Below are 25255 nucleotides of genomic sequence, written 5' to 3'. Positions count from 1 at the left end.
CTCTCCGCAGATCACTAACAAGGTCCTATCAAGGCTATCGGAAACTGGCGGCGGTCCGTCCGCTAGCTGAAGATCGACTTGACCTTGTCCCAAAGCGAGGGATGGTCGGCCTCCGCGTCGGCCTTCGACGGCGTCGGCTGCGCGGCGCTGACGGGATCGGATGCAGGGAAGGTATCTTCCAACCCGGTATCGAGCTTGGCGTGACGGTCGGCCGCGAGCGCCTCGCGCAGATCCTGGGCGTGCTTGTCGTGCGGCGCGGGATTGAATGTCTGAGCCATGGAATTCCTCCTTCATTGGCAGGGGCAACGCGGCGTATTTGCGCTGGTTCCCCTGTTCCGCTCGGGCCTCCCACGGTGTATCAGGAACCTGAATCTGCATCAGGATCACTCGTGCCCCAGTCTGCGACAAAGCCCTTCATCGACGTGCTCACCGGCCAGCGGCAAACCGTCCCGCCCATGTGGATGATGCGGCAGGCCGGCCGCTATCTGCCTGAGTATCGCGAGGTGCGCGCCAAGGCCGGCAGCTTCCTCGATCTCTGCTTCAATCCGGAGCTCGCCGCCGAAGTCACGCTGCAGCCGATCCGCCGGTTCGGATTCGACGCGGCGATCATCTTCTCCGACATCCTGGTGATGCCCTACGCGCTCGGCCGTGAGGTGCGGTTCGAGGTCGGCGAAGGTCCACGGCTCGAGCCGCTGGACGATCCGGCGAAGGTCGGAACGCTCGCCAGGCAGGCCGACTTCGGCAAGCTCCAACCGGTGTTCGATGCGCTCAAGATCGTGCGCGGCGCGCTCGATCCTAATGTCGCGCTGATCGGCTTCTGCGGCGCGCCGTGGACGGTTGCGACCTACATGGTCGCGGGCCAGGGCACGCCGGACCAGGCGCCGGCGCGGATGATGGCCTACCGGCATCCGGAGGCATTTTCCAAGATCATCGACGTGCTGGTGGAGAATTCGATTCACTATCTGCTGGCGCAGCTCGAGGCCGGCGCCAATGCCTTGCAGATCTTCGACACCTGGGCCGGCGTGCTGCCACCGGCCGAGTTCGCGCGCTGGTCGACCGAGCCGATGCGCCGCATCGTCGAAGGCGTGCGCGCCAAGGTGCCGGACGCCAGGATCATCGGTTTCCCCCGCGGGGCCGGCGCACAATTGCCCGGTTATGTCGAGGCAACCGGCGTCGATGCTGTCAGCATCGACTGGACCGCGGAGCCCGCCTTCATCCGCGAGCGTGTGCAAAGCCGCGTCGCCGTGCAGGGCAATCTCGATCCGCTGGTGCTGATCACGGGCGGCGCAGCGCTCGACCGCGCGGTGGATGACGTGCTCGCGAACTTTGCGAAGGGGCGCTTCATCTTCAATCTCGGCCATGGCATCCAGCCGGAGACGCCGATCGCCCATGTCGAGCAGATGCTCAAACGCGTGCGGGGGTGATTTGTCACGCCCTCGGCGTGGGGCAGACACAAAACCGCGAAAACAACCCCATGCACCGTACAAATTGTTGAAGAATTTCGCGTGATGCGGCTATGCGCCTTTTCCGAATATTGTTTGACCCGTCGGGCAAAACAGGCGCATATTGCCATCATCACCCGAGTGCCCGTTGGCGTTCGGCCGCGCGGCTCAACGCAGCGAATCTCGAGATGACCTCGGGGACCTTCATCGATCGCGTCACCGCTCGATGAAGCGATCCGCGGCAGAGAGCGCGCGACCGGTCTCGTCGCGGGCCGTGAACACAACGTCCCGCTGCTCGGTGTCCGCTGCCGTCAAGGTCACGCGCAGGGATTCCGAGGCGTCGGCGGCGATCTCGATCGGAGCGAGGCCCTCGTTGCCAACGATGGAAAGCCTTCCGTCGATGCCGCTGACGGACAGCGTGTAACGATGAGGGCTCGACGACTTGTTGAGGAGCTTTACCGTGTAGGCATTGCGCAGGGAACCGTCCGACAGGCGAACGGCGACGGGATCGCGATCGTGCTGGACCGACAGGGTCGCGGTGGTCTTCATCGCGAACGCAACGCCGATCGTTCCAGCCAGCGCAAGGCAGGCCGCCGTAAGGCCGAGCGTCTTCGGCCGCAGCAGACGGTTGCGAGGAGGCTCCTTGCTGCGCCCCCGTTCGATATTGGCCCAGCTTTCGTAATCAATCAGACCCCGCGGGCGCCCGAGCTTCGCCATCACGCCGTCGCATGCATCGACACAGAGGCCGCAATTGATGCATGCGAAATTCGGACCCTCCCGGATGTCGATGCCGATCGGACAGACCGCGACGCACTGGCCACAGTCCACGCAATCGCCGGCCGTCTCACCCCGCAGGCGCAATTCGGCGGCCTTCTTCGCGGACGTCCGCTGCTCGCCGCGGTAGTCGCGATAATTGACGGTATAGGCCTCGGGATCCCAGATCGCGCCCTGCAGGCGCGGCCAGGGGCACATGAAGGTGCAGACCTGCTCGCGCGCAAAACCCGCAAGCCCATATGTCGTACCCGTGAACACCACGATCCAGGTCAGGGCGTTGGCTGACAGATTGCCGGCAGCCAAGCCCCGCAGCAGGTCCGGCGCGTCGGCGAAGTAGAAGATCAGCGTGCCGCCTGTCGCCAGCGAGATCAGAAGCCACGCCGCGTGCTTGGCGACGGTCTGGACGAACCGCTTGGGCGTGAGGGGCGCTCCGATGTTCTTGAGACGCTGGCGCCTGTCGCCTTCGATCAGGCGCTCGACCAATAGGAACAGATCGGTCCAGACCGTCTGGGGACATGCGAAGCCACACCAGAGACGCCCCGCCAGCGCGTTGGTGAGGATCAGGATCGTCGAGGCGAGCACCAGGAGGCCCGTGACCAGATAGAGATCCTGAGGCCATATCTCGACGAAGAACGCGTAGAGGCGCCCGTTGGCGAAGTCGAGCAGCACGGCCTGGTCGGGCGCGTTCGGTCCGCGATCCCATCGGATGAACGGGGCGACGTAGTAGATCGACAGGGTCAGCAGCAAGATGGCCCATTTGATCCTTCGGATGGGACCTTTGGCGGCCTGCGGAACGACGGGCGAACCGGCTGCAGCAGCTGCCTTGGCCCGCGTCTTCGCGTGATTGATCTCGATGGTGATGGCCATAACGCACGGTCAATTCACGGCGGCGAAGCCGAGCGAGGCGCGGACCCCGGCCTCTATGAGATCGGGGGTCCAGGCCGGTTCGAAGGTCATTGCCACGTCGACGGAAGCGACCCCTGGAACGATCAACGCCGCCGCCTGCACTCCTTCCTTCAGGAAGGACGTCGCGGGACACCCGGGCGTCGTCGCCGTCATCGTGATGCGGACCGCCCCATCCGCGACTGCAATGTCGTAAACGAAGCCGAGATCGACGATGTTTTTGCCGAGTTCGGGATCGATCACGACGCGCAGCGCGCCGCGGATGTCCTCGACCAACTGGTCCGTCATGATGGCGCCCTCACGGTCAGTTCGTAGGTGGCACCGTCAGGGCGAAATCCACCGAGCCAGCGAAAGCCCCGCTTCTCGAGCTGAGGAAACAGGAACACCGGCTCTCGCCGCAGAAGAGACGACAGCGTCTCGCCAGGCCCGAGCTTTTCAGCCGCAGCGAGGATCCGGACCATGGGCTCGGGCGGATCGAGATCGCGGTTGTCGAGCTCCACGACAGGCTCGGGCCAGGCGGCGAAGGGCGAATTGCTTGCGGCGATCGGTGTGGTTTCCGGCTTGGCTCCAACAGGCGTGAACAGCACCTCCCATTCACCGCCTCCGAGTTCGCTTGCCGAATGAGCGAAGCCCTTGTCGGCCATGACGGTGAACAAAGGGACCGGCTTGAACGGCGCGTAGAGGCGGAGACCCTGCCCTTCTTGGAGGCGACCGACCGCGGCCATGATGGCCGAGAACGGCTCGCCTCCGGCACGCAGGATCGGACGGGCATCGACGTCCAAATAATCGGCCATTGCGATCTCCTCAGGTTTTGGCGAACAGCAGGTGCGGCGCGACGGCGCCCGCCGGCAGGCGCAACGTCGAGGCGACATCTTCCAGCCGCCGGATTCGGATGATTTCGTGGACGATCCCGACGACCCCGATCATCATCGCGGCCGCGGCGATCCGGAACGCGCCTGGCTCCGCCGCCAGCAGAGCAAGCGTCCCCATCCAGACGGAGACGTAGTAGATTGCAAACCACTTGGTCGCCCTGCTTTCCGCGACCAGGTCCTGGACGCGGGGTGTCGGCGCGCGTCCCATCACGGGTCCGTAGGTCTCAAGCCAGGTGAGAAACGCGACGATCTTGTAGAGCTTGGCCAGGACCAGCCCCGACAACCAGCCGAACGCCGCCAGGAAGGCAAAGGCGCCCAAATGCAGCGGCAGCGTTCGCGTCGATACGAGCGCGGTTCCCATCAGCCCCGTTGCTGCCAGGCTCGCGAATGACAGCATCGCCATTCGCATGTTGAGTTCGAGATGACGCCGCTTGCGGGTGCGGAAGATGGCGGCAATGTCCCGCCCGTAGAGAGCGGCGCAAGCCAAGCCGAAAAGTGCGGCGATCGAGAGCACAATATTCAGCCCCAGCTCGAGCCCTATAGCGATGGCTCCGCCGCCGACGGTCGCCGCGACCGCAAGCGCGCCAGCGGCGAGCGTGAGACGGCTCTTCCGGTCCTCGACGTCAGGCGCCAGCATGAACATGGAAAGCAATCGGTAGCTGACGCCCATAGCCGTCAACGTCAGCCAGCCGCCGAGCCCGACGATTGCATGCAGCGGGATGCCCCGCGCCAGGACAGCATCGCCCATCCGCCCCGCCCATCCGGCCAGCGCGAACGCGAACACCGCGCCGAATGCGGCCGTTGCGCAAAGAGAGGCCAGGCCAACCAGCACGAATCGTGCCGGTCCCGTCGGCCGCCGCCAAGCCGTTAAACCGAGATCGACCACGACGAGACCGAAGCCGGCGACCAGCAGCAGGGCGCCGAGCGGCAGAAGCCACGGCGCGGAAGGCAGGCGGGCGCCCAAAGCCATGAACCCGGCGAGCAGCGAAACCAGTCCCGCCGTCAACAAGACCAGGGCGGGCAGGACCCATCGTTCGCCGAACAGGGGTTGTGCCACCAGGACAGGCACGAATTGGAACAGCGCTCCGCACATCGCGACGCTCAGCCAACCGATGCAGACCACATGCACCAAGACGAGCGTATCGGGCGCTGCCAGGTCCGCTGCGGGGTGTCCGATGCCCGCGACCATCAGTGCGAGCGCGGCCAGCAACCAGGTCAGCGCCGCCGCGAAGTAGGTCATTGTCCATCGGGAAATGCTGCCGCCGATCATGATCGTCTCGTCATCCCAGCCCGAATGGCGGCGCGATAGGTCGCGCCCTTGCAGAACGTGAGCTTTCCGGGTTCCATGAAGGGAAGCCTACCCGGGTGGGCTGCTGAGATCTTTGTGATGTCGCAAAGAGGGCAATATATCGCAGCGCGATATGGCCGAAGCACCTATCCGGAGTACGGAAGACGAGGGTTTTCGAACGGTTTCGTGGAGCGCGCCCGGATTTCACCAGCAGTGAGTACGGTGGAATGCAGCGCGTCGACGATCCTCTGGACGCTGCATCGCCATTCGAAACCCATGGAACTCATCAGGCGAGGAAGTCGCTGCGATTCACCCGGCTGAGCGACGTTTCGAGCCGGAGATCGTCGCGCCTGATCTCTTCGACCGTCTCGAAGGTGAAACGGATGTGCTCGGCCGCAGCCGCTTCGGCCTCCTTGGTCTTGCCTGCGATCACCGCGTCCGCAAGCGCCAGATGTTGCTCCAGCAGCTGGTCGCGGACGCCCTCGCGCAAATAGAGCTGTGCACGGCTATAGAAGATGTTGTTGCGCAAGAGGTCGGCAAGCGCGCGCATGACGTGGAGCAACACCACATTGTGGCTCGCCTCGTAGATCAGGAGATGAAGGTCCACGTCGGCGTCACCCTCCTGGCTCGGATCTTCAAGCTTGTGGGCCTTTCGCATCCGATCGGCGCAATCCCGGATCGCCTGACGATCGAGATCGGTGGCACGCAGCGCGGCGAAGCGGGCGGCGTGCGCTTCCTGAATCCTGCGAAATTCGAAATAGTCGGCCGTGACACGCGGCTTGTCCTGCAACAGCGTCGCCAGCGGCCGCAACAGCGGCGATAGGAACTGGGCGACGAACGTCCCCGAGCGGGTGGTGGCAAGCAGCCCGCGCTTTTCGAGGATCTGCAGCGCCTCACGCAGTGAAGGCCGCGAAATTTCCAGCTTCTCGGCGAGATCCCGCTCGGCCGCGAGCTTTTCTCCGGGCCGCAGCACGCCTTCGAGGATTAGCTTCTCGATGTGATCGGCCATCGCTTCCGCGATTTTCGGGGTCCGGACGATGTTGCTCAAGGTGGCACCTATCCCTTTGGCCGAGCGCGCAGATTCGCCATCCGAGTATGGGGCTTTCGCGCCCTCGGTCAAGCACGCTCCCCATCATCGATATTTGATGAATAATATTTCCCAATTGACATTTCTGGTAAATTATTTTTACCAATGTTGATATCGGACAATATCGATGCCCAAGACCGCGAACCAGCGCGGCGGCGGATGAGGACAACGCGAGGAGATTTTCGTGGCGTGGACCCAGGCTTACGACCCCTTCAACAATCCATGGCTCTCGACCGCCGCGGCGGCGCTGCCGGTTATCGTGCTGTTGAGCGCGATTGCGATCTTCGAGATCAAGGCGCATTGGGCGGCGGCCATTGGCCTCGTCACAGCCCTCGGCGTTGCGGTGTTCGCGTTCGGCATGCCGGCGGGCATGGCCGGAATGGCCGCGATCTACGGCGCGGGCTTCGGGCTCCTGCCGATCGGCTGGATCATCATCAACATCATCTTCCTCTATCAGCTTCTGAACGAGAAGGGTGAGTTCGCGGTCCTGCAGCGTTCGGTCTCCACGATCAGTGACGATCGCCGCCTGCAGCTGCTCTTCATCGCGTTTTCGCTGGGCGCGTTCTTCGAGGGCGCCGCAGGATTCGGCACGCCGGTTGCGGTCACCGCCGCGATGCTGATCGGGCTTGGCTTCTCGCCGCTCGCCGCGTCCGGCCTGTCGCTGGTCGCCAATACCGCGCCGGTCGCCTATGGCGCGCTCGGCACGCCCGTGATCGCGCTCAGCGCGGTGACCGGGCTCGATCTCCAGGAGCTAAGCGGGATGATCGGGCGGCAGCTGCCGTTCTTCTCGCTGCTCGTGCCGTTCTGGCTGATCTGGGCCTTCGTCGGCTTCCGCCGGATGATCGAGATCTGGCCGGCGATTCTGGTGGCCGGCGTCTCGTTCGCCGTTCCGCAATATCTGGTCTCGAACTTCCATGGCCCGTGGCTGGTCGACGTGATTGCCGCAGTGGTCTCCATGGCGAGCCTCGCGCTGTTCCTGCGCGTCTGGCGGCCGGTGCATGCGATGAAGGAGATGCCGGCGCGCTATGGAGCCCCGCTCTCGGCCGAGACTCCCGCCGGCAAGGCCACGAAGGCGGCGGTTGCCAAGGCATGGACACCCTGGCTGATCTTCTCGGCCTTCGTCTTCGCCTGGGGCACGCCGCAGGTGAAGAGCTGGCTCGACAGCATCTGGGTCGCGAAGTTTCCCGTCCTCGGGCTGCACAACCTCGTGCAGAAGGCGCCGCCGGTCGTGGCCAAGCCTGTCGCAGAGGGCGCGGTTTACGTGCTCAATCTGCTCTCGGCCGCCGGCACCGGCATTCTCCTGTCGGCGATCATCTCGGGCCTGCTGGTCGGCTACGGTCCGTCCGGTCTGATCCGGATGTATGCGCGCACGCTCTATTTGACGCGCTATTCGCTCGCGACCATTGCCTGCATGCTGGCGCTGGGTTTCGTCACCCGCTACTCCGGCACGGATGCCACGCTCGGGCTCGCCTTCGCCAAGACCGGGGCGCTCTACCCGTTCTTCGGCGCGCTGATCGGCTGGCTCGGCGTCGCCCTGACGGGGTCGGATACATCCTCGAACGTGCTGTTCGGGGGCTTGCAGCGCATCAGCGCCGAACAGATCGGCATCAGCCCGGTGCTGATGGCGGCCGCCAACAGCTCCGGCGGCGTGATGGGCAAGATGATCGATGCGCAGAGCATCGTGGTCGCGTCCACGGCCACCAAATGGTACGGTCACGAGGGCACGATCCTGCGCTTCGTCTTCTTCCACAGCTTCGCGCTCGTCGTGCTCGTCGGCGTCCTGGTGCTGGGCCAGGCCTATATCTGGCCGCTCAGGCTGCTCGTGCCCTGATCGGAGGCTGGCGATGCGCTTGTCACAGTGTCACAATTTTCACGACTTCCGGCGGCTGGCGCGTAGCCGGCTGCCCGGGCCGATTTTCGATTACATCGACGGTGGGGCGGACGATGAGGTGACCCTCCGGCACAACACGGCGAGCTTCGAGCAATGCGACCTCGTGCCCAATGTTCTGCGCGGCGTGCAAGAGGTCGACCTCTCGGTCACCGTGATGGGTCAGAAGCTTGCGCTTCCGTTCTATTGCTCGCCGACGGCCTTGCAGCGGCTGTTTCACCATCGGGGCGAGCGCGCCGTCGCTGCGGCCGCGGCGCGCTACGGCACGATGTTCGGCGTCTCCTCGCTCGGCACGGTCAGTCTCGAGGAGCTGCGCAAGGCCCATGATACGCCGCAGATCTACCAGTTCTATTTCCACAGGGATCGCGGCCTCAACCGTGCGATGATGCAGCGCGCCAAGGACGCCGGGGTCGAAGTGATGATGCTGACGGTCGACAGCATCACCGGCGGAAATCGCGAGCGCGACCTGCGCACGGGATTCAGCATTCCCTTCCGTCTGACGCTCGCCGGAATGCTCCAGTTCGTGATCAAGCCGCAATGGGGCATCCAGTATGTCACCCACGAGAGATTCCGGCTGCCGCAACTGGAGGAGCATGTCGACATGAGTGGTGGCGCGGTGTCGATCGGCCGCTATTTCACCGAGATGCTGGATCCGTCGATGAACTGGGATGATGTCGCCGAGATGGTGCGAAGCTGGAACGGGCCGTTCTGTCTGAAGGGGATCATGTCGCCGGCTGATGCGCGCCGCGCGGTCGAGATCGGCTGCGCCGGAATCGTCCTGTCGAACCATGGTGGTCGGCAGCTCGACGGTTCTCGCTCCGCTTTCGACCAACTCGCCGAAATCGTCGACGCCGTCGGCGATCGCATCGACGTGATGATGGATGGCGGCATCCAGCGCGGGACCCACATCCTCAAGGCGCTCTCGCTCGGTGCCAAGGCGGTCGGCCTCGGCCGATCCTATCTCTATCCGCTGGCAGCGGCCGGCCAGCCCGGGGTCGAGCGGGCCCTCGGCCTGATGCGGGCCGAGCTCGAGCGCGACATGAAGCTGATGGGATGCACCTCGCTCGGCCAGCTCTCGCGCGCCAACCTGCGCTTCAAGTCAGCGGCATGAAATGCCGGCGCAACGGCGCATCAATAGGAGGCGGTCATCGATTTGAGCGGCGCGCGCGGGCCCTGACCGTTCGTCTCGGTGGCAGACAGCTCCTGGCCTACCGCGGCCGACTGCGCTCGATGATCTCGGCTGCGCCCTTCCCCAGCAGATCCAGTCCGACGCTACGGCCGAGCTCACGCGGCCGGTTCGCGGGGCCTGTGCCTGAGGCTTCGATGATGGTGTTGCCGGAAAGATCCAGCACCGAAGCGGTCAGCGACATCTGATCGCCCGAGATGGTCGAGAAACCAGCCACCGGCGAATTGCAGTGGCCGTTCAGCACCCACAGCACCTCGCGCTCGGCATCGGCGCAGGCGTGCGCAGCGGCATCATCGATCGACGACAGGATTTGTCGCGTCTGCCAGTCCCGCGCGGCGCATTCGACCGCGACGATGCCCTGCCCTGCGGCCGGCAACATCTCCGCCGCGGTGAACTCGTAGGCGATACGGTCGGCAAGACCGACGCGATCGAGGCCCGAACGCGCCATGATCAGCGCATCCGCCGGCCCGGCCGCGCCGCCGTCCGGCAGCTTCTGCTTTTCGCCACGATCGAGCTTTCGCACGCGGGTGTCGGCGGCGCCGCGGAAGTGGATCACCTCGACGCCGGGAAACAACCGCCGCGCATAGGCGGCGCGGCGCACGGCGTTGGTCCCGATCTTGAAACCCTTGCCCTTCGACTGGCGCAACATCTCCAGCGTGACGCCTTCGCGCAGCACCAGCGCGTCGCTGGGGGGATCGCGCGACAGCGTGGCGCCGATGACGAGGCCTGGCGTGTCTTCATTGCCAGGCATGTCCTTCAGCGAATGCATCGCGGCCTGCAATTCACCCGCGAGCACGGCGGCACGGATCTGCGCGACGAAGGCGCCGCCCTTGCCGCCATGGGGCAGCAGCTTGCTGGTCTGGTCGAGATCTCCCGTGGTGTCGAACTTGACGATCTCGACGTCGAGACCGGGCACGGCCGCAGTCAGGCGGCGCGCAATCTCTTCCGTCTGCGCCAGCGCCATCGCGCTCTTGCGGGTGCCGATCTTGAATCGCGTAGCCAAGCCGAGTGTCCTTTCGAGCCGCGAATTACCGCGCATCCTGCAATATCATATCGGAGGCCTTCTCCGCGATCATGATGATCGGCGCGTTGGTGTTCCCCGAGACGAGGTCCGGCATGATCGAGCCGTCGACGACGCGAAGGTCGTCGAGCCCCCTCACCTTCAGCCGCTGGTCCACCACCGCGAGCGCATCATTGCCCATACGACAGGTCGAGGTCGGATGATAGATGGTGCTGCCGCGCTCGCGACAATAATCCAGGATCTCGGCGTCCGTCGATACCTTCGCGCCGGGGTCGTATTCGTTGATCACGAACGGCTTCATCGCCGGCGCATTCAGGATCTTGCGAAGGATCTTGATGCCTTCGACGTTGGTGGTGCGGTCCGTCTCTGTGGACATGTAGTTGATACGGATTTCCGGCGGCACGGTCGGGTCCGCGCTCCTGATGCGCAGGGAGCCGCGGCTCTCGGGGCGGAGCTGGCACACCGAGGCGGTGAAGCCGGAGAAATCATGGAGCCGCTCGCCCATCTTGTCGGTCGAGAACGGCAGGAAGTGCACCTGGATGTCGGGCGTAGCCAGCCGCGGATTGGTCTTGAAGAACGCGCCCGCGGTGCCGGCCGCGATCGTCAGCCAGCCCTTCCGGAACAGCGCATAGCGCGCGCCGGCCAACGTTCGGCGCAGCGGGTGGTTGACAGTGTCGTTCAGCGTGATCTTTTGCGAGCAGCGCATCACGATGCGGACCTGCATGTGATCCTGAAGATCGTGGCCGACGCCTTGCGCATCCAGCACCACGTCAATGCCGTGCTTGCGCAGGAGGTCGGCGGGGCCAACGCCGGAGAGTTGCAACAGCTGTGGCGAGTTGTAGGCGCCGCTCGACAGCACAACCTCCTTCCGCGCCCGCGCGCGGCGCACAGTTGCACCCTGTCGGTACTCGACGCCAACGGCGCGGCGGCCCTCGAACAGCACGCGCTGGCCGAGCGCCTCGGTTTCGATCTTGAGATTGCTGCGCGTCTTCGCAGGACCGAGATAGGCGACCGCCGTCGAGGCACGGCGGCCGTTGCGCGTGGTGGTCTGGAACAGGCCGACGCCCTCCTGCGTGGCGCCGTTGAAATCGGGATTGTACGGCAGACCGGTTTCGACCGCAGCGTCGATGAACGCCTTCGACAGCGGATCGGTCACGACCATGTTGGATACCGGCAGCGGCCCGCCGCTGCCGTGATACTGATCGGCCCCGCGCGACTGGTTCTCGGCCTTCTTGAAATAGGGCAGCACGTCGTCGTAGCCCCAGCCCGTATTGCCGTGCTGGCGCCAGCGATCGTAATCCTCATGCTGACCGCGCACGTAAAGAAGGCCGTTGATCGAGCTCGACCCGCCCAGCGTCTTCCCGCGCGGCTGGAACACTTGCCGGCCCTTCAACTCGGGCTCCGGCTCGGTCTGGTACATCCAGTTGACGGATTTTTCCTTGAATAGCTTGCCGTAGCCGAGCGGCACGTGGATCCAGATATTGGAGTCCTTCGGGCCAGCCTCGAGCAGCAGCACGCTGTGCTTGCCATTGGCCGAAAGGCGGTTGGCGAGCACGCAGCCGGCGGAGCCGGCGCCGACGATGATGTAGTCGAACTCGGGATCAGATGGGGCGAGAGAGGAAGTTGCGTTCATGCGCTGCTGTTCTTGTTGGTGGGCGTTTCGGTTTTGATAGCACAATCATGCGCGCAGGCGCAGCGCCTCGACCAGCGACTTGAACGCACGGGCATATTCCGCACCTGCCCTTGCGATATCGGTGCGCCCGGCGCAGGCGACTGCGGCCTCCGTCACCGCGCCGAGCAGCAAGCGCGCCAGTGGCTCGACCGGCTGCTTTGCGATCAGACCTGCCCCCATCGCCATCGAAAGCGCGCGCGGCATCTTGCCGCCGAAATGCCTGGCATCGATCTCGCGCCAGCGTTCCCAGCCGAGCACGGCCGGCCCGTCGCGCAGGATGATCTGGCCCGTCGGGCCCTTGGCGGTCGCGGCAAAGTAATGCTGCGTGCCGGCGACCATCGCAGCCAACACATCCTTCTCGGTGCGCGCGGCACTGTCGATCTCGGCAACGAGGTCGCGCGAGACGGAATCGAAAACAGCCTCGAACACCGCCTCCTTGGTCTCGAAGTGATGATAGACCGCGCCCTTGGCGGTGCCGGCCGCGTCCGCGATCGCGTCCATGGTGGTGGCAGCGAAGCCCTGCGTCCCGAACAGCCGGCGCGCCGCCGTCAGGATCGCCTCAGATGTCGCCGCCCGCCGTTCCGCCTGCTTCGCCATGAATTTGGTCTAAGCGAATTCGCAAGGCGGCGCCAGTTGACTTTTCGACCACCGGTCGGTATTTACCGACTGATAGTCGGTTTTATCGTGAGGTCTGCCATGCCGAGCCGGGACGTTGTCGAAGCCTTTGCCAATCACCTGGAGGACGGAGATTTCGTCGGCGCGATCGAACACTTCTATGCGCCCGACGCCGTCACCTATGAGAACAACGCCGACCCGACGGTTGGTCGGGAGAAGCTGGCAGCAAAGGAGCGCGGCGTGCTGGCCGCGTTCAAACAGGTCAAGGCTGTCCGCGTCGGGCCGAGCATGATGGAGGGCGACCATGTTGCCACGCGGTGGAGATTCAGCTTCACCAATGCTGAAGGCGTCACCCGCACGCTGGATGAAATCGCCTGGCAGACCTGGCGGGGTGATCAGCTAATCGAGGAGCGGTTCTACTACGACCCGAAGCAACTCGGACGCTGACGCAAATTACGCGGCGCGTTCCTGATCTGGCCGTTCCTCAGGCTGTTCCGCCGAGGTCGCGGCTTCCTCCAATCCCCTGTCGTAATTGCTTGCCAACCTCTCGATGCTGTCCGCCCACATCCTCAGCATCGAGATCTGAAATTTCATGATTGGCCTCAAGGCGTTCATGCCGAGTGCAGTCGCCGCGGCCATGCCGCTTTGGGGATTGCGCGCGAAACGATTTGTGTTGGTGGGCTTGTCTACCATGTCGTTCGCTCCTTCGATTTGGCGTCATGACCAAGTGTCTGCCGCGAACTGCGGGATGCCAGACATTCGGCCAGAACCTGATCTGCCGCGAGTCTCGCGCATCGCTCGTCATGCAGTTCGTCGAGTTTTTTCAAGTAAGCGACAGCCGCTATTTGCAGGAGATCGAAACTGTCTTCGCCGGTACCACGAAGATGGGTGATGTAGCGATGGAGAGCAGAACGTCTGTTGTCATTCTCGCTGATGCCGCTATGGAGCAACAGGTAGTTCCGCCAGGCAAATGCACACGCGCCTTCGATAGCCTGAGAAGTCATGGGCACCTCCCAAAGGCCGAGAAAGACTGACGACACGTTTCGTTCCGCAGATTCCCGCAAATGTAACGTTGTTCCGTAGCTGCGCTGCAGCGCGTTTGCACCGCCGTCCGGGCGGCGGGCATTTGTATCGATTTGTTAGCGATATACCGACTTGAACACGCAGAAGTGGCCGCAGTCACCGCCGCAAAGGGGGATAATTCATAGTTCGTCAAAGGTTTGCGGCGGATTCTCCTGAAGGAGCCGGACAAACGGCCCACGCTGCTGCAGGCTCTCGAATGCGGACTCGACTGACCAACTATGTCGCACGGTTGTTCGCCGGCGATCTGTCGGCCTTTGGCGGTCCCTCAACCGACGAAACCGTCGCCGGGCATATCCGCGCCGAACAGATGTCGCTGCTGCTCGGCTATTCGGTCGGCATCATGCTGGCCAATGCCTGCAATGCCACCGTGCTCGCGATTGCGCTGTGGCAATCGCCGGACCGGACCTTCGCATTGATCTGGGCCGTCATCGTGGCAGGCGCCGCGATCGCGTTCGGTCTGCAATCCCACGCTTCGCGCCGGATCACCAAGCCGCAGTTCGTCTCCCGCCGCGCCATCCATCGGCTGGTGCGCAACGCCTTCGTTCTCGGCGTCGCCTGGGGCATCGTCCCGGTCGCCTTCTTCGCAGACGCGTCCACCGGCGGCCAGCTCGTCATCACCTGCCTGTGCTCGGGCATGCTGGCCGGCGGCGCGCTGGCCTTTGCCACCATCCCGATCGCGGCCATCGCGTTCACGGCGCCCATCTTCGTCGGCATCGCCATCTGTCTCAGCCGAAACGGCGACCTCGCCTTCGTGCTGATCGCCTTCCTCGTCGTGGTCTATGGCAGCGTGCTGCTGCGCGGCGTGTTCGTCAATTCGTTTGCCTTCGCGCGGCGCGTGATGCGCCAGATCGAGGCAGAGCGTACGGTCAGGCGGGACCCGCTGACGCAATTGCCCAACCGCGTCGCCTTCAACGAGACGCTCGATGCCGCGCTGAAGCGGCTTGCGCTGTCGGGCGAGGAGTTCGCGGTGCTGCTGCTCGACCTCGATCGCTTCAAGGAGGTCAACGACCGCTTCGGCCATCCCGCCGGCGACGAATTTCTGGTCCAGGTCGCAAGCCGCCTGCAACGCTGCACCCGCGCGGCCGAGCACGTGGCGCGGATCGGTGGGGATGAGTTCGCCCTTGTCATGGCCAATCTGACGCGGCCTGAGGATGCGCTCGACATCGCCGAGCGTTTCGTCGCGGCCTTCGACGAACCGTTCCTGCTCGAAGGCCGCGAGATCTTCGGTGCGACCAGCGTCGGCATCGTGCTGGCACCGCGCGACGGCAACACGCCGCTCGACCTCATGAAGAATGCGGATGCCGCGCTCTATCGCGCCAAGAAGGCCGGTCCCGGCACCGTCTGCTTCTTCGAGGAGGCCGACGACAAAGCCTCCCGCGACCGCAAGGCGCTGCAATCAGATCTCGCAGGCGCGATCGCGCGCGACGAGCTGTTTCTGCTGTTCCAGCCGTTCCTCGGTCTCGGCGAAAACCGCATCACCGGCTTCGAGGCGCTGCTGCGCTGGCAGCATCCCAGGCGCGGACTGGTGCCGCCGAGCGAGTTCATCCCGATCGCCGAGGAGACCGGGCTGATCCACGAGATCGGCGAATGGGTCGTTCGCCGCGCCTGCGCGACGCTCAAGGACTGGCCGGACGACATCCGGGTTGCGGTGAACTTCTCTGCGGCGCAGTTTCACAACGCCGGCATTCTCCAGACCATCGTGCAGGCGCTGGCCGACGCCAAGGTCGCGCCCGACAGGCTCGAGATCGAGATCACGGAATCCATGCTGCTGGCGAAATACGGCTCGGCCGCCTCGATCCTGAACGCGCTGCTGGAGCTGGGTGCCACCGTGGCGCTGGATGATTTCGGCACCGGCTTTTCGTCGCTGACCTATTTGCGCAAGCTGCCGTTCAGCCGCATCAAGATCGACCAGTCCTTCATCCGCGACATGCTGGTGCAGCCGGATTGCGCGGCGATCGTGAAATCGGTGATCTCGCTGGCACGCGACCTCAACATCGGGGTGGTCGCCGAAGGCGTCGAGACCGCCGACCAGCTCGACTATCTCAGGCAGATCGGTTGCGACGAGATACAGGGCTACGTCATCAGCCGCCCGGTGTCCGCCGATGGCGTGCAGGCGCTGCTGGAGACGAAGAAGCCGAGGGCGATTTTCGCGGCGTAGGCACGGTAGGGCCTCAAACCGCATCCGCCCGCAGCAGCGTATCGACCGTGATCGTGCCCCGCGCGCGCGAGACGCAGGCGCAGATCTTCTGGTTGCTCCCTTTCTGGTGATCGCTGAAGAAGACGTCGCGATGGTCGATCTCGCCGTCGACAGTGACGACATCGATGGCGCAGAGGCCGCATTCGCCGCGCTTGCAGTCGGAAATAACCTCAAAGCCGCTGGCGTTGAGCACGTCGAGCATCGAGCGCTCGCGCGGAACCTCGAGCTCGACGTCGGAATCCTTCAGACGCACGCGGAAGGCTTCGGTGGGCAGCGTGCCGCTGGAGCCGAAAGTCTCGTAGCGCAGGTCAGTCAGCGGGTGGCCGGCGCCGATCCAGGCGTGGCGCGCGCCATCGAGCATCCGCATCGGGCCGCAGAACAGCGTCAAGGTGCCCTTGGCCAACGAGGCGAACAATGCGTCGAGATCGAGCCGCTCGCCTTCATCGCTGGCGTGCACAACCATCCGTTCGCCGAGCACCTCATTGAGATCATCGAGATAGGCGGCATCGCCACGCGAACGCACCGCATAGTGCAGCGAGACATTTGCGCCGCGGCGCGCCAGCGTCTGCGCGGCGCCGAGAATCGGGGTGATGCCGATGCCGCCGGCGATCAGGCAATAATTGTCGCGCGCCCAGTCCACCGCGAGAAGCGAGGCTGGCCGGGTGATGTCGAGCCGCGCGCCCGGCTGCAAAGACCACATGTAACGCGAGCCGCCGCGGGAGTCCTCGGCGCGACGGACCGCGATTCTGTAGCCTTGCGGCGAGGCTTCGCCAACCAGCGAATACGACCGCGTCTCCGGCAGGCCGTCGATAGTGACGCTGACATTGATGTGGCTGCCGACCGGATAGGCGGCGCCATCGAACTGGTCGGGCAGAATCAGGAATTCGCGGATGCCGGGCGAGAGATCGCGGATCGAGACCAGCGTTGCCGGAATCCAGGTTTCGATGAAGCGCATGGCGCGGCCCTCAATCGGTTGCGGTCTTGATCAGCGCGAGCGCCGGCAAGAGGTCGAGATGGGTCCGGTTGCGCAACGCCAACCGCAGGTTTCGGACCGCGAGCCGCGCATGCTCGCGCATGACGGCTTCGGCGCGCGCACCCTCGCGGTTCTCGATCGCGTCGATCACGACACGATGGTGCTCCTGCCCGATGATCAGGATCTGCTGCGCCTCGGGCAATGCCGACTGCGCCATCACGAATCCACTTGGCGAGGCGAACGGCAGCGCGGAGGCGCGGTCGATCTGCCGGATCAAAGGCGGACTGCGCGACAGTTCCGTGAGCTGCGCATGGAAGCGCGCATTCAGCGTGACATAGGACGAGAAGGCCTCGATCGAGATCGGCACCTGCCGCAGCAGTTCGTCGATGGCCGCGAGGCACTCCTTCAACGGCTCGAGCTCGCGCGCGGAAACGCCGCGCTCGGCAGCGAAGCGCGCGGCGAGGCCTTCCAGCGTGCCGCGCAGCTCGATGGAATCGGAGATGTCGCGCTCGGAGAACGCCTTCACCATGAAGCCGCCGGAGGGGATCGCTTCCAGCAGCCCCTCCTCCTCCAGCCGCACCAGTGCCATGCGCACCGGCGTGCGCGAGGCGCCCGTGGTTTCCACGGCCTGGAGCTCGGAGATGCGCTCGCCGGGACGCAGACTGCCATCCAGGATCTGGTCGCGCAGCGCCAGCTGGGCCTTCACCGTCTGCGAGACGGAGCGGTCGACCTCACGCTCGGCCATGGTCTACTCCGCCGCCTGGAGGTGCGTCGGCGGGTTTTCCTTCGCCACCATCTTGTCGATCAGCTTGCGCGACCACATCGCGCCGGCGTCGATGTTGAGATTGTAGAAGATGCGATCGGGGTTCTCATCCATCGCGCGCTGCTGCGCCTCGAGGATCAGCTCGTCCTCGCGAAAGATACCGGAGACGCCCTCGCGGATCTCGGTGGTGAGGCGCTGCTCACTGATGCGGTAGTTGCGCGCGAAGGCCCAGAAATAGTGGCAGGTCTTCTCGGTCTCCGGCGTGATGGTGTTGAGCACGAAACCGTTGACGCCCTGCGAGCGGTCGCCTTCCGGCGCGCCGGTGCCTGCCGGTGCGACGCCGACGTCGATGGTCACGGTGCACGGCGCCTCGAAGCGGATGATCTGCCAACGATCGACGAGGCCGGGCTTGCCGAGCTGCTTGGCCCAGAACGGCGGCGGCTCGATGTTGCGCATCCAGCGCGTCACCGTGACCGTCTTCTCGCCATGGGTCACGTCGAACGGCGCTTCGGCGACCGCGTCATTCCCGATCGAAGAGCCGTGCACGAAGGTCTCGTGCGTGAGGTCCATGAGATTGTCGAGCACGAGACGGTAGTCGCAATTGACGTGAATGGTCTTGCCGTCGCCAGCCCAGGCCGGATCGTGGTTCCAGTGCATGTCGGGGACGAGCGCGGGATCGGCCAATGCAGGATCGCCCATCCAGAGCCAGATATAGCGGTGACGCTCGACCACGGGATAGGCGCGTACACAGGCCGACGGATTGATGGTCTCCTGCGAGGGCATGAAGGTGCAGCGCCCCTGCGGGTTGAATTTGAGACCGTGATAGCCGCAGACGACGGTATCGCCTTCGAGCCGGCCCTTGGACAGCGGCACCAGGCGATGCCAGCAGGCATCCTCCAGCGCGGCCACCGAGCCGTCGCTCTTGCGGTACATCACGATGTGCTTGCCGCAGATCGTCCGCGGCAACAGCACCGGCTTCACCTCCGCGTCCCATGCCGCGGCGTACCAGGCGTTCATGGGGAAGGGCTTTGTCATGAGCGGTTCTCCCGGAGATTATGTATGCGTTATGTATACAATAGCGGCAGGAGAGTAATAGCTCAAGCGCAAATATGGCATATCTAAATACCAATATCCATCTGAATGTATACAAACTGACCGCGAGTCATTCCCCGCGAAAGCGGGGAATCCAGTACTCCGCGGCGGACATTGGGTTCACACAACTGGGGCCACGGCGTACTGGATCACCCGCTTTCGTGGGTGATGACAGCGTGCGGTGCGGCTCGCCCCCCTGGGAAGGCGGAGCGCGAAGGCAGGTCGGCTTCGGTCGCTACGCGCCGAACACCTTCGCCAGCCCCGCCTGCGCTTCTTCCTGGATCCGCTTCAGGTGCTCAGGGCTGCGGAAACTCTCCGCATAAATCTTGTACACATCCTCCGTGCCCGACGGCCGTGCCGCGAACCAGCCGAAATCGGTTTCGACCTTGATGCCGCCGAAGGGCTGCCCGTTGCCGGGCGCCTTGCTGAGCGTTGAACGAACCGGGTCTCCGGCGAGGTCCTTCAAGCCGAGTTGCTCGGGCGTGACGGATTTCAAGATTGTCTTCTGCGGCCCGGTCGCGGCGACGTCGATGCGGGCGTAGTGCGGCACACCGAACTCGGCGGTGAGATCGCCAAACAGCTGGCTCGGATCACGGCCGGTCTTGGCCATGATCTCGGCGGCGAGGAGGCCGAGAATGATGCCGTCCTTGTCGGTGGTCCACACCTGACCGTCGCGGCGCAGGAACGAGGCCCCTGCACTCTCCTCGCCGCCGAAACCGAAGCTGCCCGTGAGGAGGCCATCGACGAACCATTTGAATCCGACCGGCGTCTCCACCAGCTTGCGGCCGAGCTTCCTGGCGACGCGATCGATGATCGAGCTCGACACCACGGTCTTGCCGATCGCGGCATCCTTGCTCCAGTTCGGGCGGTGCGCGAACAGATAGGAGATCGCGGTCGCCAGATAATGGTTGGGATTCATCAGCCCGCCGGTGCGCGTGACGATGCCGTGACGATCGGCATCGGTGTCGTTGGCAAAGGCGACGTCGAAACGATCACGCATCGCGATCAGGCTCGCCATCGCATAAGGAGAGGAGCAGTCCATGCGGATCTTGCCGTCCCAGTCCACGGTCATGAAGCGGAAGGTCGGATCGATCGCCTCGTTCACCACCGTGGCCTTGAGGTCATAACGCTCGATGATCGGGTGCCAGTAGTGCACGGCGGCGCCGCCAAGCGGATCGATGCCGATGTTGACGCCTGCGGATTTGACCAGATCGAGGTCGACGACACTGCCGAGATCGGCAACATACGGGGTGATGTAGTCGTAGGCACGGACGGTCGACGATTTCAGGGCCTTGGCATAGTCGACGCGCTTCACGCCCTTGAGGCCGTCGGCGAGATAGGCATTGGCGCGCTTCTCGACCACGCCGGTCACGTCGGTGTCGGCCGGGCCGCCATGCGGCGGATTGTATTTGTAGCCGCCATCTTCGGGGGGATTGTGCGAGGGCGTGACGACGACACCGTCAGCCAGCCCGGATGTGCGGCCCTTGTTGTAGGTAAGGATCGCGTGCGAGATCACGGGCGTCGGCGTGTAGCCGCCGTCCTTGTCGATCATGATGTCGACGCCGTTCGCCGCGAACACCTCCACCGCGCTGGCGAGCGCAGGCTCAGCCAGCGCGTGAGTGTCGATGCCGATGAAGAGCGGGCCGGTCAGCCCCTTCTCCTTCCTGTAATCACAGATGGCCTGTGTCGTCGCGAGGATGTGGCCTTCGTTGAAGCTGTTCTTGAGCGAGGTGCCGCGATGGCCCGACGTCCCGAACGCCACCCGCTGCGCCGGGTCCGCTGCGTCCGGCCTGCCAGCGAAATAGGCCGTCACCAGCCTTGGAACATTGGCAAGCGCGCTCGGTGCAACCGGCTTGCCCGCCGCGGGATCGACTTCTGCCACTTCAAATCTCCGTCTTCAAACGACAGTCTGGAGCACCATACCATCGGCCGGCCCGTCGCCAAGCGGCATGCCTGGCCGGGCCGATGTCACGCTCCGGTCAAGAATCAATGCCGATCCCGCACCGGATGATCCATGGCGCTCTCGTACTTTAGTCCCGGATATCGGTTGATGCAGGACAAAGACGCTGCCGCGCAGCGTGGGCACGCTGCTCACCGTTTGATCATGGAGGCCGGGACTTGCAGGAAAGTCCTGGGTCCAGCGATGGAGTCAATTTGAGATGACCGGACGTCTGATCTTCGTACTCATGCTGGCCTTCGCCAATGCGATGTTGGCCACCTCACCCAGCTTCGCCGCAGAGGGCGATCCGGTCGCGGGCAAGGCCGTCTTCCAGCGAACCTGCGAGAACTGCCACGCGGTGGTGATCGGACTGAACAAGGTCGGCCCAAGCCTCTGGAATGTCGTCGAGCGCAAGCCCGCCACCGTTCCCGACTTCGCCTATTCTGACGCCATGAAGGCCAACAAACAGCCCTGGACGGTGACGGCGCTGGACACCTACCTCGCCGACCCCCGCGGCGACGTCCACGGCGTCAAGATGTTCTTCAAAGGGCTGCCGAACGCGACCGATCGAGCCAACGTCATCGCCTATCTTCAGACGCTGAAGTGAGCTGTCGCGGCCTACGAACGGGCTCCTGACGGCGTCCGTTCGCCGGCCATGCGGTTCCGCAATGATCCGCATCGCCCGGAGAATCATCCGCCGTAAAGGCTGATTAACGTAAAGAAAGGCTTCCGCTTCGGTTTGGCCCGTGCCGCCTCTATTCTTTCGCATCGCAAGCGCGAGAGAAACGCGAGACACGGAGCGGCGTGATGCAGGGGCAGGCCCGGTTGGCTGCCGATCGAACCGATACGGGCGCCACGCCGTTCGGGCGTTCGCACAGCCTCGACTTTCTGCGCGGGCTCGCCATCGTCGGCGTGATGGCGATCCACGTTTCACAATCCTTTCCGTCGAACATCCACGCGGTCGATTACGCCTTCATGTGCGGCTGGACCGGCGTCAACGTGTTCTACTTCGTCAGCGCCATGACGATGTGCCTGATGTGGACTCAGCGCACCGAAACCAATCCGACGCGCAAGTTCTACATCCGCCGCTTCCTGCGCATCGCGCCACTGTTCTGGCTCGCGATCCCGGTGTATCTCGTCATCAACGGTACGGGCCCGGGCTACAATGCGCCCAACGGGATCGGCCCGCTCCAGGTGATCCTGACCGCGACATTCCTGCACGGCTTCTGGCCCGACAGCGTCAACAGCGTCGTGCCGGGCGACTGGTCGATCGCAGCCGAGATGATGTTCTATCTCGTCTTCCCGTTCGTGATCTCGGCATTCGGATCGCGCCGGCACCTGTATCTTGCGCTGGCGATCGTGCTGCATCTCGTCAATGTCTGCCTGTTCAAGCCGTTCGCATTCGCGCTGTTCTCGGCCTATTACGGCCCCGGCCACGAGGCGTTCGTCTGGAACGCGCTGCACATCAGCTTCCTGAACCAGCTGCCGGCCTTCCTGGTCGGCTGTGCGCTGTTCTTCGCCTTGCGCGACGGCTTTGCGAAGTCGGATGCTGCGATCCTCGCCGCCTTCATCGCGCTGTCCTTCATCGCCAATCGCGCAACCGGTGCACATGAGTTCAACTATCTCGTGATCAACCTCGTGCTTGGTACATTCGTATTCTGGTGCATCCGTCTTGCGGCTCGCTTCCAGCCGCTCGAGGCGCTCGGGCGCAATTCCTATTCGATGTATCTGTCGCATTTCGCGGTGATCTTTGGCCTGCACCAGGTCTGGCCATTTCCGGACGGCCTGTCTTCGCTGCTGCTTGCCTATGTAGTCACCGCCGCGCTGAGCTATCTCGTTGCGCGCGCGACCTGGCATCTGGTCGAGCGTCACGCGCAGGACCTGGCTCATCGCCTGACATCTCGCGGGGTGAGCCGCCCGCCCCTCCAGCCGACCATCGCAGCTCCCGCGACAGGCATGCGCTGAGCGCACGATGCGCGCAAGCGGATGCGGCTTGCCTCGCAGTCGCCTTCGAACCTAGTGTGACAAATCGACCGGCTTCACACGGGAGCACCCGCCATGGAGGTCATTCTGCTCGGCACCGGCGGCCCGCGCCCGGACCCGCGCCGCATGGCGACGACCACGCTGATCAGGCTGGGCGACGAGAACATCCTGTTCGATGCCGGCCGCGGCGTCATGTTGCAGCTCAGCAAGGCCGGCGTCCCGCTCGGCGCCATCGATACGGTCTTCCTCACCCATCACCATTTCGACCATATCGGCGACCTCTACGATGTGATGCTGAATTCATGGATGCATGGGCGCAAGGACGAGCTCTGCATCTTTGGGCCGCCCGATACCGAACGACTCGTCAACACGCTGGTCACGCAGGTTTACGACAAGGACATCGCCTGGCGCGATCAGGGCGAGCCGAGCTTCGGCGGCTGGAAACCGGTGGTCGCAACCGACATCATCCCCGGTCCGGTACTCGACACCGGCCGATGGAAGATCCGTGCCGAGCTCGTCTCCCATGGCGACGGCCTCGACATGTCGCCGGCATTTCTAGCGCGCTGGATGTGCCTCGGCTACCGCTTCGAGGCCGAAGGCAAAATCATTGCGATTTCCGGCGACACGGTCCCCTGCCCCGGCCTCGAGCGGCTGGCGGAGGGTGCCGACCTGCTCGTGCAGGTCTGCTTTCTGGCAACGCCGGAGATCAACAACGATCACTTCCGCCAGCTCGCGAAATTCACGATCGCATGCGGTGACACGGTCGGCAAGATCGCGGCCAAGGCCGGCGTGAAGAAACTTGCGCTGACCCACCACAGGCCGCGTACCGGCGATGCCATGCTGCACGCGCTGCTCGCCGATGTTCGGAAGGACTATTCGGGTCCTGTCATCATTGGCGAGGACCTGACGCGGATCGAGGTCTGAGAGCCGTCGACGGTCAGGACGATCCGACCTCGATCCGGAACGACAATTGCTCTTCTGCGCCGGGCGCGATGTGCATCAGGCCCGGCTTGTCGCTGAATTCGCCGTCGAAGCCGACGGGACTGGCATAGCCGCGCCAGGGCTCGATGCAGAGGAACGGCGCGCCTGACGGTTTCGACCAGACGCCGAGCTCGCGAAATCCCTGCCAGGACATCCTGAGCCAGGGACCGGTGGATTCATCCTGCTCCGCGGCGTAGCGAACCGAGTGGCTCTCGATCCGGTCGAAGATGATGGCATCGTCTACGAACAGGGATTCAGACAAGGGCAACACCGTGCCTTTGACCGGACTTGGCTCCGTTGCCGCGCGCAGCAGCCCGCCATCGAGACGCCGGACAGGGGCGGCCTCCGCGTTCGCAAAAGTCAGCGCATAGCTTTCCTTGGGAACGCCTGGCTGCGCCGGCCAGTTGAAAGCGGGATGACCGCCGAGCGACGCCGGCAATGTCTCCTCGCCGGTGTTGGCGAGCGTCAGGGTGAGGTCGAGACCGAATTCATCGAGCGCGTAGGTCGCTCTCAGCCGAAACGCGAACGGATACAGTGCGCGTGTCATGTCGCTGTCTTCGAGCACAAGCGAGCACCGGCTTCCGCCGCGCTCTGTCCAGACAAAGCGGCTGTCGCGCGCAAAGCCGTGCTGGGTCATCCGGTAGGTCTTGCCCCGATGCCGCAGTTCGTCGTTGGCAAGGCGCCCGACGATGGGAAACAGCAACGGCGCATGGCGCGGCCAGGCCGGGGCCGCTTGCCAGATGAACTCCGTGCCGTCCTTGTGCTTGAGCGAGCACATCTCGGCGCCTTGCGCCTTGATGGTCGCGGTGAGCCCGCCACTCCGGATCGTATGCATGTCGTCGGTCATGACAATCTCCACAGCGGCAGCTGCGACCGAACCATACCGCATCGGAAACGACTTCGCCCGCCTCGCGGATGAGGCGGGCGCTCACAAGCTCCGCATGCCTTGTCAGGCCTGAGACGACCGTCCCACGCTCTCATAGGTGAAACCGGCGGCCGCCATGTCTTCGGGGCGGTAGATGTTGCGCAAGTCGACGACGACGGGCTGGGCCATGGTGGCCTTCAGCCGGTCGAGATCGAGCGCGCGGAACTGGACCCATTCGGTGACGATGACGAGCGCATCGGCGCCTTGCGCGCAGGAATAGGCGTCCTCGCTATAGGTGATGTTCGGCAATTCGCCCCTGGCCTGCTCCATGCCGACGGGATCGAACGCCTTCACCTTGGCGCCCATGTCGAGCAAGCCCGTCACCAGCGGGATCGAGGGCGCATCGCGCATGTCGTCGGTGTCGGGCTTGAAGGTCAGGCCGAGCACGGCGATGGTCTTGCCGCGCAAGGAGCCGCCGAGCGCCTGGCTCACTTTCCGCGCCATCGCGCGCTTGCGGTTCTCGTTGACCGCCAGCACCGATTCCACGATGCGCAAGGACACGTCGTAGTCCTGCGCGATCTTGATCAGCGCCTTGGTGTCCTTCGGGAAGCAGGAGCCGCCGAAGCCGGGA

The 25255-nt window shown here is 64.4% G+C and carries 25 protein-coding genes; 8 read left to right on the top strand and 17 right to left on the bottom strand.

Translation table 11 applies throughout. The features are described from left to right. Window positions 1-62 precede the first annotated feature (62 nt). Window positions 63-278, bottom strand: a complete 216-nt coding sequence (locus XH88_RS09250; protein WP_271615084.1) for a hypothetical protein — start codon at window positions 276-278, stop codon at window positions 63-65. 111 nt (window positions 279-389) lie between these two features. Here XH88_RS09250 and hemE point away from each other — a divergent pair, with 111 nt between their 5' ends. Then, window positions 390-1424 (top strand): uroporphyrinogen decarboxylase, encoded by a 1035-nt coding sequence (hemE, locus tag XH88_RS09245; RefSeq protein ID WP_271615083.1) that lies wholly within the window; start codon window positions 390-392, stop codon window positions 1422-1424. A 234-nt stretch (window positions 1425-1658) separates the two neighbouring features. Here hemE and ccoG read toward each other — a convergent pair whose 3' ends face one another. The 5 genes from ccoG to XH88_RS09220 form a co-directional block, all read right to left on the bottom strand. Next, entirely contained in the window at window positions 1659-3083 is a 1425-nt protein-coding gene (gene ccoG, locus XH88_RS09240; protein WP_271615082.1) for a cytochrome c oxidase accessory protein CcoG, read from the bottom strand. Window positions 3084-3092: 9 nt separating this feature from the next. Further along, window positions 3093-3407 (bottom strand): metal-sulfur cluster assembly factor, encoded by a 315-nt coding sequence (locus XH88_RS09235; RefSeq protein ID WP_271615081.1) that lies wholly within the window; start codon window positions 3405-3407, stop codon window positions 3093-3095. Continuing rightward, window positions 3404-3913, bottom strand: a complete 510-nt coding sequence (locus tag XH88_RS09230) for a DUF2249 domain-containing protein (RefSeq protein ID WP_271615080.1) — start codon at window positions 3911-3913, stop codon at window positions 3404-3406. The genes XH88_RS09235 and XH88_RS09230 overlap by 4 nt, the downstream gene beginning before the upstream one ends. Before the next feature lie 10 nt (window positions 3914-3923). Next, complete coding sequence (locus XH88_RS09225) at window positions 3924-5261, bottom strand: hypothetical protein (RefSeq protein WP_271615079.1); 1338 nt, start codon at window positions 5259-5261, stop codon at window positions 3924-3926. A gap of 304 nt (window positions 5262-5565) precedes the next feature. Continuing rightward, entirely contained in the window at window positions 5566-6327 is a 762-nt protein-coding gene (locus XH88_RS09220; RefSeq protein ID WP_271615078.1) for an FCD domain-containing protein, read from the bottom strand. Between the two features lie 223 nt (window positions 6328-6550). Here XH88_RS09220 and XH88_RS09215 point away from each other — a divergent pair, with 223 nt between their 5' ends. Next, a complete protein-coding gene (locus XH88_RS09215) occupies window positions 6551-8197 on the top strand; it encodes an L-lactate permease (protein WP_271615077.1) in 1647 nt (548 codons plus the stop codon). A gap of 13 nt (window positions 8198-8210) precedes the next feature. After that, window positions 8211-9365, top strand: a complete 1155-nt coding sequence (locus XH88_RS09210) for an alpha-hydroxy acid oxidase (protein ID WP_271615076.1) — start codon at window positions 8211-8213, stop codon at window positions 9363-9365. Window positions 9366-9462: 97 nt separating this feature from the next. On the opposite strand, the gene hemC is transcribed toward XH88_RS09210, so the two are convergent. The 3 genes from hemC to XH88_RS09195 are packed head-to-tail and all read right to left on the bottom strand — an operon-like array spanning window position 9463 to window position 12730. After that, a complete protein-coding gene (hemC, locus tag XH88_RS09205; protein WP_271615075.1) occupies window positions 9463-10443 on the bottom strand; it encodes a hydroxymethylbilane synthase in 981 nt (326 codons plus the stop codon). A gap of 25 nt (window positions 10444-10468) precedes the next feature. Further along, on the bottom strand, window positions 10469-12094 hold the full coding sequence (locus XH88_RS09200; protein ID WP_271615074.1) for a GMC family oxidoreductase: 1626 nt from the start codon (window positions 12092-12094) through the stop codon (window positions 10469-10471). A gap of 45 nt (window positions 12095-12139) precedes the next feature. Continuing rightward, on the bottom strand, window positions 12140-12730 hold the full coding sequence (locus XH88_RS09195; protein ID WP_271615073.1) for a TetR/AcrR family transcriptional regulator: 591 nt from the start codon (window positions 12728-12730) through the stop codon (window positions 12140-12142). Between the two features lie 99 nt (window positions 12731-12829). Between XH88_RS09195 and XH88_RS09190 the strand changes: the two genes are divergently transcribed. Continuing rightward, entirely contained in the window at window positions 12830-13195 is a 366-nt protein-coding gene (locus XH88_RS09190; RefSeq protein ID WP_271615072.1) for a nuclear transport factor 2 family protein, read from the top strand. A gap of 6 nt (window positions 13196-13201) precedes the next feature. On the opposite strand, the gene XH88_RS09185 is transcribed toward XH88_RS09190, so the two are convergent. Both XH88_RS09185 and XH88_RS09180 read right to left on the bottom strand, forming a co-directional pair. Then, window positions 13202-13441 carry a hypothetical protein gene (locus XH88_RS09185; RefSeq protein ID WP_271615071.1) on the bottom strand — a complete coding sequence of 80 codons (240 nt, stop codon included), beginning with the start codon at window positions 13439-13441 and terminating at the stop codon, window positions 13202-13204. Continuing rightward, on the bottom strand, window positions 13435-13752 hold the full coding sequence (locus XH88_RS09180) for a hypothetical protein (RefSeq protein ID WP_271615070.1): 318 nt from the start codon (window positions 13750-13752) through the stop codon (window positions 13435-13437). The genes XH88_RS09185 and XH88_RS09180 overlap by 7 nt, the downstream gene beginning before the upstream one ends. 275 nt (window positions 13753-14027) lie before the next feature. Here XH88_RS09180 and XH88_RS09175 point away from each other — a divergent pair, with 275 nt between their 5' ends. After that, window positions 14028-15989 (top strand): putative bifunctional diguanylate cyclase/phosphodiesterase, encoded by a 1962-nt coding sequence (locus XH88_RS09175; protein ID WP_271615069.1) that lies wholly within the window; start codon window positions 14028-14030, stop codon window positions 15987-15989. A 13-nt stretch (window positions 15990-16002) separates the two neighbouring features. On the opposite strand, the gene XH88_RS09170 is transcribed toward XH88_RS09175, so the two are convergent. From XH88_RS09170 to pgm, 4 genes are all read right to left on the bottom strand, one after another. Next, window positions 16003-16983, bottom strand: coding sequence for a PDR/VanB family oxidoreductase (locus XH88_RS09170; RefSeq protein WP_271615068.1), 981 nt, complete (start codon window positions 16981-16983; stop codon window positions 16003-16005). 10 nt (window positions 16984-16993) lie between these two features. Continuing rightward, window positions 16994-17746, bottom strand: a complete 753-nt coding sequence (locus tag XH88_RS09165; RefSeq protein ID WP_271615067.1) for a GntR family transcriptional regulator — start codon at window positions 17744-17746, stop codon at window positions 16994-16996. 3 nt (window positions 17747-17749) lie between these two features. Further along, entirely contained in the window at window positions 17750-18799 is a 1050-nt protein-coding gene (locus XH88_RS09160) for an aromatic ring-hydroxylating dioxygenase subunit alpha (RefSeq protein ID WP_271615066.1), read from the bottom strand. Window positions 18800-19091: 292 nt separating this feature from the next. Then, entirely contained in the window at window positions 19092-20738 is a 1647-nt protein-coding gene (pgm, locus tag XH88_RS09155; RefSeq protein WP_271615065.1) for a phosphoglucomutase (alpha-D-glucose-1,6-bisphosphate-dependent), read from the bottom strand. A 277-nt stretch (window positions 20739-21015) separates the two neighbouring features. Here pgm and XH88_RS09150 point away from each other — a divergent pair, with 277 nt between their 5' ends. The 3 genes from XH88_RS09150 (at window position 21016) to XH88_RS09140 (ending at window position 23702) form a co-directional block, all read left to right on the top strand. Further along, window positions 21016-21402: a c-type cytochrome gene (locus XH88_RS09150; RefSeq protein ID WP_271615064.1), complete on the top strand. Its 387-nt coding sequence runs from the start codon at window positions 21016-21018 to the stop codon at window positions 21400-21402. 200 nt (window positions 21403-21602) lie between these two features. Next, window positions 21603-22760, top strand: a complete 1158-nt coding sequence (locus tag XH88_RS09145) for an acyltransferase family protein (protein ID WP_271615063.1) — start codon at window positions 21603-21605, stop codon at window positions 22758-22760. A 93-nt stretch (window positions 22761-22853) separates the two neighbouring features. Beyond that, a complete protein-coding gene (locus XH88_RS09140) occupies window positions 22854-23702 on the top strand; it encodes an MBL fold metallo-hydrolase (protein WP_271615062.1) in 849 nt (282 codons plus the stop codon). 13 nt (window positions 23703-23715) lie between these two features. Here XH88_RS09140 and XH88_RS09135 read toward each other — a convergent pair whose 3' ends face one another. Next, window positions 23716-24606, bottom strand: a complete 891-nt coding sequence (locus tag XH88_RS09135; RefSeq protein ID WP_271615061.1) for an aldose 1-epimerase family protein — start codon at window positions 24604-24606, stop codon at window positions 23716-23718. Window positions 24607-24708: 102 nt separating this feature from the next. Beyond that, window positions 24709-25255: UDP binding domain-containing protein (locus tag XH88_RS09130; protein WP_271615060.1), on the bottom strand; the 547-nt coding region annotated here is incomplete at its 5' end.

The sequence above is a fragment of the Bradyrhizobium sp. CCBAU 51627 genome, assembly GCF_028128765.1.
Classification (GTDB): domain Bacteria; phylum Pseudomonadota; class Alphaproteobacteria; order Rhizobiales; family Xanthobacteraceae; genus Bradyrhizobium.
This window is presented reverse-complemented; position numbering and strand designations above follow the sequence as displayed.